This is a genomic window from Rhizobium sp. Rhizsp42, assembly GCF_047304155.1.
Lineage (GTDB): Bacteria > Pseudomonadota > Alphaproteobacteria > Rhizobiales > Rhizobiaceae > Rhizobium.
The window spans coordinates 70536-86069 of record NZ_JBGLYS010000016.1 but is presented as its reverse complement, the minus strand read 5'-3'; the positions used below and the strand labels follow the sequence as shown (position 1 = coordinate 86069).

At 62.9% G+C, this 15534-nt stretch carries 16 protein-coding genes; 5 read left to right on the top strand and 11 right to left on the bottom strand.

The annotated features are described in order from the left end of the window. Window positions 1-89 precede the first annotated feature (89 nt). Window positions 90-398, top strand: coding sequence for a Dabb family protein (locus ACCD05_RS16970; RefSeq protein WP_026283108.1), 309 nt, complete (start codon window positions 90-92; stop codon window positions 396-398). Window positions 399-429: 31 nt separating this feature from the next. Here the strand turns inward: ACCD05_RS16970 and ACCD05_RS16965 are convergent, their stop codons facing one another. The 6 genes from ACCD05_RS16965 to ACCD05_RS16940 all read right to left on the bottom strand — a co-directional run bounded on the left by ACCD05_RS16965 (window position 430) and on the right by ACCD05_RS16940 (window position 5104). Continuing rightward, the gene (locus tag ACCD05_RS16965; RefSeq protein ID WP_413394143.1) at window positions 430-1329 is read right to left on the bottom strand and encodes a metal ABC transporter solute-binding protein, Zn/Mn family; all 900 of its coding nucleotides are present in this window, start codon (window positions 1327-1329) and stop codon (window positions 430-432) included. 19 nt (window positions 1330-1348) lie between these two features. Next, the gene (locus ACCD05_RS16960; protein WP_413394141.1) at window positions 1349-2221 is read right to left on the bottom strand and encodes a metal ABC transporter permease; all 873 of its coding nucleotides are present in this window, start codon (window positions 2219-2221) and stop codon (window positions 1349-1351) included. Beyond that, window positions 2218-2958 (bottom strand): metal ABC transporter ATP-binding protein, encoded by a 741-nt coding sequence (locus ACCD05_RS16955; RefSeq protein ID WP_413394139.1) that lies wholly within the window; start codon window positions 2956-2958, stop codon window positions 2218-2220. The genes ACCD05_RS16960 and ACCD05_RS16955 overlap by 4 nt, the downstream gene beginning before the upstream one ends. Next, window positions 2955-3080 (bottom strand): hypothetical protein, encoded by a 126-nt coding sequence (locus ACCD05_RS16950; protein WP_413394137.1) that lies wholly within the window; start codon window positions 3078-3080, stop codon window positions 2955-2957. Before ACCD05_RS16950 ends, ACCD05_RS16955 begins: the two co-directional genes overlap by 4 nt. Window positions 3081-3699: 619 nt before the next feature. After that, the gene (locus ACCD05_RS16945; RefSeq protein ID WP_413394135.1) at window positions 3700-4185 is read right to left on the bottom strand and encodes a peroxiredoxin; all 486 of its coding nucleotides are present in this window, start codon (window positions 4183-4185) and stop codon (window positions 3700-3702) included. Between the two features lie 82 nt (window positions 4186-4267). After that, on the bottom strand, window positions 4268-5104 hold the full coding sequence (locus ACCD05_RS16940; RefSeq protein ID WP_413394133.1) for a protein-disulfide reductase DsbD domain-containing protein: 837 nt from the start codon (window positions 5102-5104) through the stop codon (window positions 4268-4270). Window positions 5105-5243: 139 nt separating this feature from the next. Between ACCD05_RS16940 and ACCD05_RS16935 the strand changes: the two genes are divergently transcribed. The 3 genes from ACCD05_RS16935 to ACCD05_RS16925 all read left to right on the top strand — a co-directional run bounded on the left by ACCD05_RS16935 (window position 5244) and on the right by ACCD05_RS16925 (window position 7294). Then, a complete protein-coding gene (locus ACCD05_RS16935; RefSeq protein ID WP_018899063.1) occupies window positions 5244-5849 on the top strand; it encodes a YqgE/AlgH family protein in 606 nt (201 codons plus the stop codon). Between the two features lie 87 nt (window positions 5850-5936). Further along, entirely contained in the window at window positions 5937-6128 is a 192-nt protein-coding gene (locus ACCD05_RS16930) for a CsbD family protein (RefSeq protein WP_111561915.1), read from the top strand. A gap of 80 nt (window positions 6129-6208) precedes the next feature. Then, window positions 6209-7294 carry a putative zinc-binding metallopeptidase gene (locus ACCD05_RS16925; RefSeq protein WP_413394130.1) on the top strand — a complete coding sequence of 362 codons (1086 nt, stop codon included), beginning with the start codon at window positions 6209-6211 and terminating at the stop codon, window positions 7292-7294. 21 nt (window positions 7295-7315) lie between these two features. Here the strand turns inward: ACCD05_RS16925 and ACCD05_RS16920 are convergent, their stop codons facing one another. Genes ACCD05_RS16920 through thrC form a run of 4 tightly spaced genes read right to left on the bottom strand, consistent with a single transcriptional unit; the run spans window position 7316 to window position 13595 of the window. Then, window positions 7316-10228 (bottom strand): EAL domain-containing protein, encoded by a 2913-nt coding sequence (locus ACCD05_RS16920; protein ID WP_413394129.1) that lies wholly within the window; start codon window positions 10226-10228, stop codon window positions 7316-7318. After that, complete coding sequence (locus ACCD05_RS16915) at window positions 10225-10839, bottom strand: GNAT family N-acetyltransferase (RefSeq protein ID WP_018899059.1); 615 nt, start codon at window positions 10837-10839, stop codon at window positions 10225-10227. Before ACCD05_RS16915 ends, ACCD05_RS16920 begins: the two co-directional genes overlap by 4 nt. Window positions 10840-10868: 29 nt before the next feature. Further along, window positions 10869-12167, bottom strand: a complete 1299-nt coding sequence (locus ACCD05_RS16910; protein WP_413394127.1) for a M16 family metallopeptidase — start codon at window positions 12165-12167, stop codon at window positions 10869-10871. Between the two features lie 27 nt (window positions 12168-12194). Next, window positions 12195-13595, bottom strand: coding sequence for a threonine synthase (thrC, locus tag ACCD05_RS16905; protein ID WP_113196632.1), 1401 nt, complete (start codon window positions 13593-13595; stop codon window positions 12195-12197). A 232-nt stretch (window positions 13596-13827) separates the two neighbouring features. Here thrC and ACCD05_RS16900 point away from each other — a divergent pair, with 232 nt between their 5' ends. Next, window positions 13828-14487 (top strand): hypothetical protein, encoded by a 660-nt coding sequence (locus tag ACCD05_RS16900; protein ID WP_413394201.1) that lies wholly within the window; start codon window positions 13828-13830, stop codon window positions 14485-14487. Window positions 14488-14729: 242 nt separating this feature from the next. Here the strand turns inward: ACCD05_RS16900 and ACCD05_RS16895 are convergent, their stop codons facing one another. Then, the gene (locus ACCD05_RS16895) at window positions 14730-15419 is read right to left on the bottom strand and encodes an HAD family hydrolase (protein WP_018899055.1); all 690 of its coding nucleotides are present in this window, start codon (window positions 15417-15419) and stop codon (window positions 14730-14732) included. Between the last annotated feature and the right edge of the window lie 115 nt (window positions 15420-15534).

The window sequence follows — 15534 nt, the reverse complement described above, 5'->3', positions numbered from 1 at the left end:
GCGCCTTTTTCCATGGCTAATCTTTGCATCTTGCCCGCAGCCGCATTCCCACTATGCTTTGCGGATAACAACATGTTGGGAGGCAACATATGATCCTGCACTCAGTGCTGATGCGGCTGAAATCGGCCATCACGGGCGAAGAGAAGCAGTCCTTATTCGAGCAGATCGTCGCGCTGAAGCAGGTCATTCCGGGTATTCTGGATATCAAATACGGCCCGAACGTCTCGCCCGAGGGCCTGCATGCCGGCTTCGTCGATGGCTTTGCCGTGACCTTCGAAAGCCCGGAAGCGCGCGACGCCTATCTCGTTCATCCCGAGCATGTCGCCGTCGGCGAGCGCATCGTCTCGTCGCTGGATGGCGGCCTCGGCGGCCTGATCGTCTTCGACCTGCAGGTTTGATCCCGCAGGTCGAACGTCTCGGTTTCCGTCGTCAGCTGCCCTTGCGCATCGCGGCGGAGATCTGGTCGACATTGTAGCGGAACATCTTCTCATAGGTGGATGCCGGGCCCTTGGCATCCGACAGCGATTCCACATAGAGCTCGCCGCCGGGCTCTGCCCCCGTTGCCTTGGCGATCTGCTTGACGAGGCGCGGATCGTTGGAGTTTTCGAAGAAATAGGTCTTCACGTGCTCGGCCTTGATCTGCTCGATCAGCTTGGCCACTTCGGCGGCCGACGCTTCGCTTTCGGTGGACACGCCGAGCGGCGCCAGGAAGCTCACATGATACTCCCGGCCGAAATAGCCGAAGGCGTCATGGCTGGTCAGCACCTTGCGATGATCCTCGGGAATATCCTTGAACTTCGCCTTGGCATAGGCGTCCATCTCGTCGAGCTTCTTGGTGTAAGCCTCGGCATTGGCCTTGAACGCCGCCGCGTCGGCAGGATCGGCCGATGTGAGCGCCTTCTCGATGTTCTCAACCCAGACCTTGACGCTGACGGGGCTGTTCCAGACGTGCGGATCGGTCACGGTCTTGCCGTCCTCTTCCATTGTGCGCGTCTTCACGCCCTCGGAAACGGTCACCGGCGTGCCCTTGTAGCCCGATGCGGCGATCAGCCGGTCCATCCAGCCTTCCAGCCCTTCGCCGCTGACGAAGGTCACCTTGGCGGCCTTCAGGTTCTTGGCGTCGGTGGGCGACGGCTCGAATTCGTGGGGGTCGCCGTTCGGCCCGACGAGGCTTTTGACCTCGACATGGTCGCCGCCGACCTGTTTGACGACATCGGCCAGCACGGTGAACGAGGCCACGACATGAAGCGTTTCGGCCGAAGCCGGCATGGCCGAGAAGGCCATCAGCGCGGGAAGCGAGGCGGCAAGAAGCAATCTTCTATGGGGCATAGAAGGATCCTTTGGTTAGTTAGCCCTTGAGATGGGCGCGGGGGAAAAGTCGCCGAGCAAGGCCCGACGGTGCGAAAAAGATGGAAAAGCCGTAGATCGCCGCCGCCGTCATGATGATCGTCGGCCCGGAGGCGAGCTCGAAATGGTAGGAGGCGATCAGCCCGAAATAGCCGGATGCCGCGGCACTCAAGGCAGCCACCAGCATCATCGAGGGCAGGCTGCGCGACCAGAGCTGCGCGATCGCGGCGGGCAGCATCATCAGCCCAACGGCCATCAGCGTGCCAAGCGCCTCGAAGCTGGCGACGAGGTTGAGCACGACGAGCAGCAGGAACAGGAAGTGATAGACCGGACCGCGCCCGCCGATTGCCCTCAGGAAACTCGGGTCGAAGCACTCCGCGATCAGCGGCCGGTAGATCGCGGCAAGCACGATCAGCGTCAGCGTCGTGATCGCGCCGATCTGGTAAAGGGCAGGGGGATCGATGGCGAGGATCGTGCCGAACAGCACATGCAGCAGGTCGATATTGGAGCCCCTAAGAGAGACGATCAGCACGCCGAGCGCCAGCGACGCGAGATAGAAGCTGGCAAAGCTCGCATCCTCCTGCAGCACCGTCACCCGGCTGACCGCGCCCGACAGCAGCGCCACGGCAAGCCCAGCCACCAGTCCACCGATCCCCATCGCCGTCAGCGACAGCGACCCGGCAACGAGATAGCCGATCGCAGCCCCGGGCAGGATCGCATGGCTCATCGCATCGCCCATCAGGCTCATCCGCCGCAGCATCAGAAACACGCCGATCGGCCCGGAGCCGAGCCCGAGGCAGAGGCACGCGACAAGCGCCCGGCGCATGAAGCCGTAATCGACAAAGGGTGCGAAGAAGAGATCGTAGATGGTCATGCGGCCGGCGCGCAGGTGTCTGCGTCCTCATCCCAGCGCTCGGCCATCGCCCTTGCTTTCAACAGGTTCTCGGCCGACATGGCGGAGGCCGTCGGCCCCCAGTCGATCATCTCGCGGGCGAGAAGCAGCGTCTGCGGGAAATGCGCGCGGATCTGCTCGAAATCATGCAGCACTGCCACGATCGTGCGTCCGTCGCCATGCCAGGTCAGGATCATCTCGATCAGGTCGCGGGTGGTGCGGGCGTCGATCGCGGTAAACGGCTCGTCGAGCAGGATCACCTTGGCATCCTGCAACAGCAGCCGCGCGAACAGCACGCGCTGCAATTGGCCCGACGACAACGACCCGATCTGCCGCCGCTCGAAACCCTCCAGCCCGACCGCCGAAATCGCCTCACGCGCCTTCACCATTTCCGCACCCGAAACCCGCGAAAACGCCCCCGCCTGCCGCCATGCGCCAAGCAGCACGGTATCGAGCACCGAGATCGGAAACCGCCTGTTGATATCCGCCGCCTGCGGCAGGTAGCCGAAATCGGTGCGCTGCAGCCGATGCTCGACACGCCCCTCGCTCGGCCTGAGCTCACCCATGATCGCCTTCAACAGCGTCGACTTCCCCGCCCCGTTCGGCCCGGCAATAGCCGTCAGGCTGCCGGCCGTGATCGCGCCGGAGACGTGGTGCACGGCCGGGTGCCGGTTATAGGCGACGGTGAGATTGGAAAGCCGGATCAGTTCTTCGCTCATGGCAGCACCACCGCCCATGCGATGGCGATCCAGAGCAGGGCGGCGACGACAACAGCGCCGATCACACGGCTCATTGCCGAGCCGCCCATCAGGCCGGCGGCGAGGTTGTTTAGGAGGGGCATCGCGGGTACTCAGTATGTAATAACATTACTTTGTAACGTTATAACGATATTTTCGGCGATGACGCAAGCGGTCGAGCGCGAAAAATATCGGCGATCGACAGAGGTTGGTGGAAAACAGGGGAGTTGAATGGCGGATTGGGGGCGAAGAGTGAAAGCGCCGCCACGCTCTCGGCGTCATCCTCGGCCAAGGTGCCGAGGATCTAAGCACGCCTCCAGGAATGCGACGGTGCAGGGGAGTAAAAGGGGCGCGAGCCACTGGAATAAGCGGGAGGATATGTATTGGCGCCTGGGCACCCGCAGCCCCGTCCTCGCCCAGCGTCCATTCACGTCGAGCCATTTGCGCCCACAGCAGATACTCGGGACGAGCCCGAGTATGACGGTCGAGGGGATGGGCCGTCGCTAACCTATTGGGCTGCTAACTTGTTGGAAAGACGTCGCTTCCCACATTCTCAACGTCATCCTCGGGCTCGTCCCGAGGATCTAAGCACGCCGCCCGGAACGCTACGGCGCAGCAAGAGCGGAAGGGCGCCAAGCGCCGCGACCCGCCACGCAAGCCAGCGCGTCAGCCTGACCAAGCGCAGGGCGAAGCCGACGCGCGGCTCCACCCCGCAACATCACCTCACAGCTGTTCGATCATCGTCGCAGCGCTCGAAACCGTCGCCTGGCCCGGATTGTCCTCGACGTTGAGCGACTTGACGACGCCGTCCTCGACCAGCATCGAGTAGCGCTTGGAGCGCACGCCGAGGCCGCCGCCGGAGAGGTCGGCGTCGAGGCCGATGGCCTTGGTGAAGGAGGCGTCCCAGTCGGGGAGGAAGTGGATCTTGCCCATGCCGCCGGAGGATTGCGCCCAGGCGCCCATCACGTGCCAGTCGTTGACGGCGATGACCGCGATGTCGTCGACGCCCTTATTGAGAATGGTGTCGTGGTTTTCGAGATAGCCGGGCAGGTGGTTGAGCGAGCAGGTGGGCGTGAAGGCGCCGGGCACGGCGAAGAGCACCACGCGCTTGCCCTTGAACAGCGCCTCGGTCGTGGTCTCCACCGGGCCGTCAGCCGTCTTTTCCTTGAAGGTCGCCGAAGGCAGCGTGTCGCCGATTGCAATGGTCATGACTATCTCCTGGTTATGTTTGTGAGGCGCCGTCTGGGCGCAGACGTTGAGATCAAGGGCAGGTGTGAATGATAGGATCGGCCTATTTGAAAGCAAGCGGGCTTTCGATGGCACGCGCTCCGTCGATCACGAGCGCGCTCCAGCTCTTGCCCGATATGTCGTAATTCTTCGGCAGCTTGCCGATCGCGATCGTCGTCGTCAGCGAAGCGCCATCGCGCTTGCTCATCAGCTGCTTGGTAAACACATAGCCGCTCGGGCCGGCAACGGCGACGTCGGGTGTCGTGTCGCCGATATCGGGGAGCGTGATATCAAGCGTCAGCTCCTTCTGGTCGGCCGACAGCGTGTGCTTGGTCACCTTGAACTTGGAGGAGGGCGCTTCCGGCAGCCTCGCGTCGGCGGCGTCAAGAATGGCCTTTTCCTCCGGCTGCGATTGCCCCGCCGCCGAGAGGGCAACGGTGAGATCGGCCTGGAAGGGCACGCAGATATCCTTGCAGATGCCGATGAAGGCCTGCGCCTTGATCTCGGTGGCGCCGCTGGTGGCCGAAAGCGTGAGCGGCAGCGTCACCGGCGCGTCGTAGCCGATGTCGTCGAGCCTGTCGTCCTTGATGTGCTTCGGGATCGGGTAGCCGATCTTATCCAGCGTCACCCCCGTCTCTGGCGCGATCGTGATCTGCGGGGGGATGCCGCTATTGCCCGGTTCGCGCCAGTAGGTGATCCATCCGGCATTGGGTTCGATCTGCAGCCCGGCGCGGATCTTGCCGTGCGCGTCGGGCGCCATCGCCACCAGCCGCATCCGCCCGCCGGCATTGTCGACCCATTCGCTGGTGCCCGCCTGCGCTGCGGAGAGCACGGGCAGGGACAGGCCAAGAGCCGTGGCGATGATCAGGATGAGATGTATTTTGTGCGGGGCAAAGGTCATGCGGCAATGGTTATTCAAATCCGCTGCCCTTCGCCAGCAGCCGCATCCGATTTAATTTTCATTTTCAGTTGATTGAAACAGGACATTGGCCCATGTTTCTCTTGTCGGCGCCTCGAGCGGTCTGGCATCAGGAGGTATCATGTCCCTGTCGACCCTGAAAAACAGACGTGAACGCGGCTTCTTCGACGGCCAGTTCCTGATCGCCATGCCCGGCGTATCGGACAGCAATTTCGCCCGCACGGTGATTTATGTCTGCGCCCATTCCGACGCCGGCGCCATGGGTTTCATCATCAACCGGTCTCAGGAACTCTCATTCACCGACGTGCTCATGCATCTCGACATGATCAAGAGCGACGAGGCGATCCTCATGCCGCCGCCATCCGGCGACCTGTCGATCCAGACGGGCGGGCCGGTGGAAAGCGGCCGTGGCTTCGTTCTGCATTCCGATGATTATCTCTGCGATTCCAGCATTCCCGTCAGCGACGATATCTGCATGACGGCGACGCTCGACATCATCCGCGCCATCGCCAAGGGCGAGGGGCCGAAGCGCGCCACCATGCTGCTCGGCTATGCCGGCTGGGGCGCGGGGCAACTCGAAGCCGAGATCGCCAGCAACGGCTGGCTGAATTGCCCGGCCAACGATGCCCTCATCTTCGATCCCAATCTCGATGATAAATACGAGCGTGCACTGGCCGGCATGGGCATTTCGGCGGCCATGCTCTCCACCGAAGCCGGCCACGCCTGAAGCTGAAAAAATTCGCGGAACGAATAGCTGCGAACCACGTTCTCTTTTCGCACCGGGCACGAGGCCCGTACCAAAAGGAGACATCAGATGGGTAGCACCAGCGACAAGATTTCCGGCAAGGCTAACGAAATCGCCGGCAAGGCGAAGCAGGCTGTCGGCAAGGCGACCGGCGACAATTCCACCCGTGCGAAGGGCGCCGTCCAGGAAGCCAAGGGCAAGGCCCAGTCCGCCAAGGGCGATGCCAAAGGCAAGATCAAGGATGTCGTCGATCGCATGTGATCGAAAGCATCCCCGCAATGGCCCGTCGCGCATCCGCGCTGCGGGTCGTTTTGTATCAACTCCACGCTATGGGGCGTTCCATGCGGCTTTTCGCCTGCGATAACTGCGATCAGGTCGTGCACTTCGACAACCGGCAATGCGTCCGCTGCAACCATCGCCTCGGCTTCTTAGCTGACGATCTCTCGATGCGCGCGCTCGAGCAGCGCGATGAGACGCTGTGGCAGCTGACGTCGGACCCTCAGCGCGCCGTGCGTTTCTGCGCCAATGCCGGTCTCGACATCTGCAACTGGCTGGTCAGTGCGGATGACGAAAATCCGTTCTGCATGGCCTGCCGCTACAATCGCCTGGTGCCGAACACCCATACGCAGGAGGGGATCGATCGCTGGCGCCGCATCAGCCAGGCGCAGCGCCATCTCTTCTATTCGCTCTTGCGCTGGCGTCTTCCGCCGCCTGACCGTATCGAGGATCCGCAAGGCGGGTTGGTTTTCGACTTCCTCGAGGATGAAGTGCAGGTCGACGGCAATGTCATCCCGGCCATGACGGGCCACGACGAGGGCGTCATCGCCATCCGCGCCGCCGAGGCCGATGACATCACCCGCGAACTCGCCCGCGCCTCGATGAACGAACCCTATAGAACGCTGCTCGGCCATTTCCGCCACGAGATCGGGCACTTCGTCTGGAACCGCCTGGTCCGCGACCGCGACGCCTTCGATGGCTTCCGCGCCGTCTTCGGCGATGAGCGCCAGGATTATGGCCAGGCGCTGCAGAACCATTATCAGAACGGCGCGCCAATCGGTTGGCAGCAGGGTTTCATCAGCGCTTACGCGACGGCCCATCCCTGGGAGGATTTCGCCGAGTGCTTCGCGCACTATCTCCATATCGTCGATACGCTGGAGACCGCGCGCGGTTTCGGCATCGCGATCGATCCGCGGGGCCACGAGGAAATGGCGTCCGAGGTGGATTTCAACCCTTACCGGGCGGCAAGCGCCGAGCAACTGGTCAGCGCCTGGGTGCCGCTATCGGTGGCGATCAATGCCATCCAGCGCAGCATGGGCCAGCCGGATTCCTATCCCTTCGTGCTGTCGAACGCTGTCGTCGAAAAGCTCGAATATCTGCACCGGCTGATCCAGGATCGCGTCGCCGAGCCACGGCAAGTCGCTGCTTGAACTTCAGAGGCCTGAGAGACCTCAGGCGCGCTTGGTCAGTGGAAACCGTTCCTTCAGCAGCCGCAGCACCGATTCCGATGCCATCGGCGGACCGAAGAGGTAGCTCTGGCCGTAGGTGCAGCCCATCTTCGCCAGCTCGATCGCGTCCTCGTTGGACTCGATCCCCTCGGCCACGACCTTCATCTCGAGCTCCCGCGCCATCGAGATCACCGAGCGCAGCACGGTCGACTTCCGGTCGCTGGTGTCGCAGACCAGCGTCTTGTCGAGCTTGATCGTGTCGAACGGGAAACGGGTGAGGTAGGAGAGGGAAGAATAGCCGGTGCCGAAATCGTCGAGCGCCAGCCCCAGCCCGATTTCGCGCAGCTTGCCCAGCACCAGGCGCGCCTGTTCCGGGTTCTCCATCACCATCGTTTCGGTCAGCTCCAGCTTCAGCCGGGTCGGATCGCAATGGGTCTTGGCGAGAACCGAACGCACGTCGTCATAGAGATCGTTGTTCAGGAGCTGGGCGCTCGAGAGATTGATCGACACGAAGATCGGCAGCTCGCCGGTCTGGCTCTCCCAGGCCATCAGGTCGTTGGTCGCCTGTTCGAGCGCGAAGACGCCGAGCATGTTGATGATGTCGGATGCCTCGGCGATCGGGATGAACTCCGATGGCGGGATGTTGCCGCGCTTCGGATGCTCCCAGCGCATAAGCGCTTCGAAGCCGGCGATCTCGACATCTTCCAGGCCGGCGATCGGCTGGTAGACCATCGACAGTTCCTTGCGCTCCAGCGCACGGCGCAGATCCGATTCCAGCTGCAGCCGGTCGGCGCCGAAGTCGCGGAAGGCAGGCTGGAACGGCTCGACGCGATTGCCGCCGGCGCGCTTGGCCCGGTACATGGCAAGCTCGGAGTCGCTCAGCATCCCCGTCGCGTTTTCCTGCTGGTCGACGAAGGAGGCAAGGCCGATCGAGGCCGTCAGGATGATCTCGCGATTGGCGAAGTTGATCGGCACCATGATCGCCTTGCTGATCGCATCGGCGAAGTCGGCGATCTTGGCGGGATCGCGCTCGGAAACGAGGATGAGGCCGAACTGGTCGCCGGAGAGACGCGCCAGCGTGTCCTGCGGCTTCAGGAGCCGGCGAAGACGGCGGGTGAGCGCAATCAGGATGTTGTCGCCGGCGGCGACGCCAAGCGCATCGTTGACCAACTTGTAGCGATCGATATCGATCACCATCACGGTCGGCCTTAGCGTATCGCCACCCGGCGCCAGCGCCAGCACGCCCTGCAGACGGTCGAGGAACAGCTGGCGGTTGGGAAGGCCGGTCAGGTTGTCGTGCAGCGCGTCCTGCAGCAACCGGTCGATCGAGTTCTTCTGCTCGGTCACGTCGATGACGGTGCCGACGCAGCGGATCACCTCGCCGTTGGAATCGAGCACCGGCCGGGCGCGGATCAGCAGCCAGTGGAAATGCCCGTCCTCGGCGCGGATGCGGAACTCGTGGTTCAGCCGGCCGCGGCGATGTTCGAGCAGCACGTCGAGCGTGGCGCGGAAGCGGTCGCGATCGTCGGGGTGCAGGCGCGGCAGCCAGTTGCGGGCCGCACCATGCATCGTGCCGGGCGAAACGCCGAGCTTGACGGAGACATCGGGGATGGTGACGACGCGGTCGCGCGCCACGTCCCAGTCCCACACCATGTCGCCGGAGCCGGTCAGCGCCAGCGATTGCCGTTCGAGATCGGAGAACAGCCCCTGCTGGAACGTGCCGCCGGCAAAGGCGTGCTGCATGACGGTGAAGCCGATCAGAAGCACGATCAGCACGAGACCACCGCCGAGCGCCGGCTGGATGATGTCGTTGTCGAGCTGGCCGGTAATCGTCAGCCAGCCGCCGAACAGCCATACCAGGATCAGCGCCCAGGCGGGCACGAGCAGGATGGCGCGGTCATAGCGGTTGAGGCCGAGATAGATGATGAGCAGCAGGCCCAGCGTCGCGGTGAGCGCGAAGGAGAGGCGGGCGATACCGGCGGCGATGGCCGGATCGTAGATCGCGACGCCGAAGAGCAGCGCCAGACCCAGCACCCAGGCCAGCGTCACGTAGCCGAGATGCGTATGCCAGCGGTTGAGGTTGAGATAGGTGAAGAGGAAGATGACGAAACTCGATGCCAGCGCCACTTCCGCGCAGGCGCGCCATATTCGCTGGTCGGCCGAAGCGATGCTGACGAGCTTGCCGAGAAAGCCGAAATCGACGCAGATATAGCCGAGCACCGCCCAGGCGAGTGCGGCCGTCGCCGGCAGCATCGACGTGCCCTTGACGACGAAAAGGATGGTGAGGAACACCGCCAGAAGGCCGGCAATCCCAAGCACGATGCCGCGATAGAGCGTGAACGCGTTGATCGTGTCCTTGTAGGCGTCGGGTTCCCACAGATAGATCTGCGGCAGTTCCGGTGTCGAAAGCTCCGCGACGAAGGTGATGACGGAGCCCGGGTTGAGCGTGATGCGGAAGACGTCGGAATCGTCGCTCGGCTGCCGGTCGAGCGCGAAGCCTTCGCTCGGCGTGATCGCGATGATGCGCTGCGACCCGAGGTCGGGCCAGAACAGCTTGGAATTCACCAGACGAAAATGCGGTGCGACGATGACGCGCTCCAGCTGCTCGTCGGAAACGTTGGCGAGCGCGAAGACCGCCCAGTCGCCCTGGTGGTTGCCGGAACTGGACCGCACCTCGATGCGCCGGCGGATGCCGTCGGCGCCGGCCGCGGTCGAAACCTGAAAGGCCTCGCCCTGGTTGGCGTAGATCTCGGTGGTCTTGGTCAGATCGAGCGCGGTGTCGTCGCGGGAAATCTTCACCGGTTCGGCCGCCTGCGCGACCCCTGCCATCAGCGCCAAAGCTGACAGGAAAAGCGCTGCGATCACCGCGACGAGACGTCCAGATGGTGATGGGTGCAGCATGCGTTTGTTGGTCATCGGCTGTCGGTTATCCTGCCTTTATCCGTATCGGTGGCGAGCAGTGAAAACATCACGTGATCATGCCACTGACCGTTGATCTTCAAGTATCCGCGCAGATAGCCTTCCCGCTGAAACCCGGCTTTTTCAAGCAGGCGGATGCTCCGAGCATTGTCTGGAATACAGGCTGCTTCGATACGGTGCAACTCAAGGCCTGCGAAGATGTAGGGTATAACCAATTGAAGTGCGGCGAACATATGGCCCTGGCCGGCATGTGCTTCGCCCATCCAGTAGCCGATCATGCAGCTCTGTGCCGCCCCGCGCCTGATGTAGCCGATGGTGATGCCGCCGAGCAGCGTCATGTTTTCACGGTGGAAAAGCAGCAGCGGAACGGCCTGTCCGGACGCATATTCCTGCTTGCCGCGAATGACGCGGGCCCGGTACGAGCCCTCCGTCAGCTCGTCGCGGCGCCAGGTCGGCTCCCAGCGTTCGAGAAAGCCGCGGCTTGCCGACCGCAGCTTGTGCCACTGGTTGAAATCCTGGTAGCGCGGCAGCCGCAGCACATAATTGGCGTCTTCGATTTCAACTGCTTCCGGCTGCCGAGACAGGAACCGAAACACCGATTTTGGCATCGATCACTCCCGGCAACGCGAATGCAGGTTCAAATTACGGCTTGCTTGCCCTGTGGGGCAGGCGAGGTGAGCGACGCGGCGATGTCTTCCATCGGCGCCAGATGCTCGAGCGGGCCGATCGCCGAAAGCGTCGGCACGGTGTCGAAGAACAGCCGGCCCGCAAGGTCGGTCAGGCGTTCGATGGTGATGCCTTCCAGCCGCTCCATCATTTCAGGATTGGAGATCGGCCGGCCGTAGAGCATCATCTGCCGTGCCACCTGGCCGGCGCGCGCCGCCGGGCTTTCCTGGCCCATCAGAAGCTGTGCGCGGATTTGCGCGCGGGCACGCTCGATTTCCTTCTGGTCGATCGAGGTCGCCGACTTGTGCAGCTCGTCGATGATGACAGGCACCAGTTCCGGCAGGTTCTCGCCGCCGGTCGCGGCATGAATGCCGAATATGCCGGTGTCGGAGAAGCCCCAGTGGAAGGCATAGATCGAATAGCAGAGGCCCCGGATTTCGCGCACTTCCTGGAACAGGCGGGACGACATGCCGCCGCCGAGGATGTTGGCGAGGATCTGCGAACAGTAGAAGTCGCGCGCGTGATAGGCCTTGCCCTCGAAGCCGAGCAGGATTTGGGCGTCCATCAGGTCGCGTGTCTCGCGGATGTTGCCGCCGATATACTTGGCGGGGTCCATGACCGGCGTGGCACTCGGCGCCGTCGGCAACGAAGCGAATCGCTCCTCGACCATGCGCACGAACTCGTCATGCTGCACGGCGCCGGCGGCGACCACGAACATGCGGTCGGTCGTGTAGTTGCGGCTGAGATAGCCGCGGATTTGCTGCGGCGTGAAGGACACCACCGTCTGCGGCGTGCCGAGAATGGCGCGGCCGAGCGTCTGGTCGCGGTAGGCGACTTCGGAAAACCGGTCGAACACCACATCATCGGGCGTGTCGTTGGCGGCGTTGATTTCCTGCAGGATGACCTGCTTCTCACGCTCCAGCTCTTCCTCTTCGAAAGCGGATTCGGTGAGGATGTCAGCCAGGATATCGACGGCGAGCGGCACGTGGTCTTTCAGGACGCGCGCGTAGTAGGAGGTTGTTTCGGTCGAGGTGGCGGCGTTTACTTCGCCACCGACATCCTCGATCTGTTCGGCGATCTCGCGGGCGCTGCGGCGCGCGGTTCCCTTGAAGGCCATGTGCTCGAGCAGGTGGGCAATTCCATGCTCGTCTGTCGTCTCGTTGCGCGAACCTGATTTGATCCAGACCCCGAGTGCTGCACTTTCGAGGTGCGGCATGGTCTGTGTCACTACTGTCAGCCCGGATTTGAGCCGGGTGCACTCAACTGTCATTGGCTATCTTTCTGCGCCTTCTGCCGATTAGGCCCGGGAATGCTCGTCGATAAATGTTTCTACCTCTTTGAGCTCGGGCTTAACGATCTGAAAGCGCTCCTCCTTGTCCATCAAATCAGCAAGCCACGTCGGAAGCGCGGGGTCAATACCGGATGCGGATTTTACGGCGGCGGGGAACTTAGCCGGATGCGCGGTGGCCAGCGTCACCATCGGCGAATTGGCCTTTTCATGCTTGTCGGCCACGAAAACACCGATCGCCGAATGCGGATCGAGCAGATAGCCGGTCTTTTCGAGCGTGGTCTTGATCGTCTCGGCGACCTGCTTTTCGCTGGCGCGGCCGGCGCGGAAATCCTTCTTGATGAAGGACATGGCATCGGCGGAAATGTCGAAGCCGTTCGACTGCTTCAGGCTGTCCATGGCGGCACGAACCTTCGACGCATCGCGACCATAGGCCTCGAACAGCAGCCGTTCGAAGTTCGACGAGATCTGGATATCCATCGACGGCGAGGTCGTCGCCTTGACGTCCTTCATCTCGTAGCGGCCGGTCTTGATCGTGCGCGCCATGATGTCGTTTTCATTGGTGGCGACGACCAGCTTGCCGATCGGCAGGCCCATGCGCTTGGCGCAGTAACCGGCGAAGATATCGCCGAAATTGCCGGTCGGCACGGTGAACGAGACCTTCCGGTCGGGTGCGCCCAGTGTGATCGCCGTCGTGAAATAATAGACGATCTGCGCCATGATGCGCGCCCAGTTGATCGAGTTGACGCCCGAAAGCTTCACCTTGTCGCGGAACGCGCCATCGTTGAACATCGCCTTCACGAGGTTCTGGCAATCGTCGAAATTGCCCTCGACGGCGAGCGCATGCACGTTCGACGCCGTCGACGTCGTCATCTGCCGCTGCTGAACCGGCGAAACCTTGCCATGCGGGAAGAGAATGAAGATGTCGGTGCGCTCGCGGCCGGCGAATGCGTCGATCGCGGCCCCGCCCGTATCGCCCGAGGTGGCGCCGACGATGGTGGCGCGTTCGCCGCGCTTTTCCAGCGCATAGTCCATCAGCCGCGCCAGAAGCTGCATCGCCACATCCTTGAAGGCGAGCGTCGTGCCGTGGAAGAGCTCCATGACGAAGCTGTTCGGGCCGGTCTGCACCAAAGGTGCGATCGCCGGATGGCGGAAGGTGCCATAGGCTTCGTCGATCATCGCCCGAAACGTGTCTTCAGGGATTTCACCGTTGGTGAACGGCGACAGGATGGTGAAGGCGATTTCCTGGTAGCTCTTGCCGCGCAGCGCCCGGATTTCCTTCTTGGAGAATTGCGGCCATTCGCGCGGCACATAGAGGCCACCGTCACGCGCCAGACCCGCCAGCAATGCATCGCAGAAACCGAGAGCAGGGGCTTTGCCGCGGGTCGAGATATATTCCACTGTCGTCATCCTTGATGTGCCGGCCTAGATAAAATCCGGATTGAAGAGAAAACCTGTGTCGCGCCGCCCTTTGGCCGCAGCTCTGGCCTTCGCCGGCTGCAATCCCGAAATGTGCATCAAAACAGTGCTTACCCAATCGATTTTTGTTTGCGCCGCTGATATAGACCATCGCAAACTGTCACGAAAGGCCCTGTTTTCACTCAGCAGGCCTGGCAAAAAACTTTGTGAAGAGGGTGGAATAATCGTGCTCGGCAAGGTCTCTCGTCTTATCGCTTCCGTATCCTTCGCGGCTGTTCTGGTCGGCTGCAACTCGCTCGGGATGGGCGGTGGCGAGACGAAGACGGCGGAAACGGCCCCCTCCGGCGCCACCGGCCAGATCATGCCGATGTCGCCTGCCAACCCGTCCTCCAACGACCCGTCGATCGGCACCGCCACCACGGCATCCGGCACCACGGCGCGCGTCGTCCAGGGCGCTTGCCCAACCATCTACATGAAGGACGCCGACGCGATCCTCTACCGCTACGCCGGCGGCGCCAAGACCGGCGCGCCCGACAAGCTCTCCTTCCAGGCCTCGATCGGCAACTACACGCGCCAGTGCACGCTGAACGACCAGAACCTCGTCATGACCGTCGTGGCGCAGGTCCGCGTCGTCGCGGGCCCGGCCGGCACCGGTGGCAACGTCACGCTCCCGATCCGCATCTCCGTCTTCGACGGCGAGGACGCGCTCTATTCCGAAGTCACCAACTTCCCCGCCCAGATCGACCCGACCGGCGCCACCCAGGTCCTGTTCCGCAAGGACGACATCAAGTTGCCCGTCGGCTCCGGCGCACTGGTCCGCGTCAACGTCGGCTTCGACCAGGGCGCGCCTGCCAAGGGCAAGGGCAAGATGAAGTCTAGCTAAAGGTTTTTGGGGTAGGGGATCGCGGTTGCAGTTGCGTCGCGATTTCAAAGTTTGAGGTGGTGCCGTGTGGCCCCCTCATCCGGCTGCCGCCACCTTCTCCCCGCTGGGGAGAAGAGACTCGGGGCTGGCCGCTCGCTCAACCTCTCCTTCGCCCCATAGGGGAGAAGGTGGCCCGAAGGGTCGGATGAGGGGGCTTCACGGCACAGCGCCAACAAGTCACCCCTCAAGTCCTCAATCCAAACTCAGGCCACGCCTTCCCACTCCGCCAGCGCCGCAACCACACCCGGAAGATCCACCATCCGCGAAATCACCGTCTCCGCACCCGCATCCGTCAACCGGTCGGCATGCGAGGGGTAGGTGTGCGAGGCGCCGGTGAAGCCGATCACGCGCATGCCGGCGGCGCGGGCTGCATGGACGCCGTGCACGGAATCCTCGACCACCACGCAGCGCGACGGCGAAGCGCCCATCTGCTTGGCGCCGTGCAGGAAGATATCGGGCTTCGGCTTGACGCGGTCGGCGCCGAGGTCCTTGGCCGAGAAGATGTTCGGCGCGAAGAACTGGCTGAGCCCCACCTTGGACAGCATCATGGTGAGCCGCGCGCTGGAGGAGTTCGAGCAGATGCAGCGCTTGAGATCAATGCGCTTGATGGCCGCCTCGACGCCCGCGATCGCCTGCACGTCGGAAGCAAGCCGCATGTCGAGCAGCTTCTCAGACTTGTCGAGCAGCGAGGCCGAGAGCGGGATGCTGGCGTCGCGCTCCACTTCCATGAGGATGTTCTGCCAGGTCATGCCGGAGAATCGCTCGCCCATCTCCTCGATGCTGATCGGGTAGCCGGCCTCCGTCAGAAGCTTGGACTCCACGTCCGCCGCGATGATTTCGGAATCGACCAGCACGCCGTCGCAGTCGAAAAGGATGAGGTCGAAGCCGTTCATATAAGTCTCAAGCCTTCGTTAGAGGGGCCTTGGTTTAGGGGATGCTGCGGCTTTACACGATGCCTCGCCCGATCTCAACCGGCCGGGTGTCATGGCTGGCCTGCGGTCGCCGGAT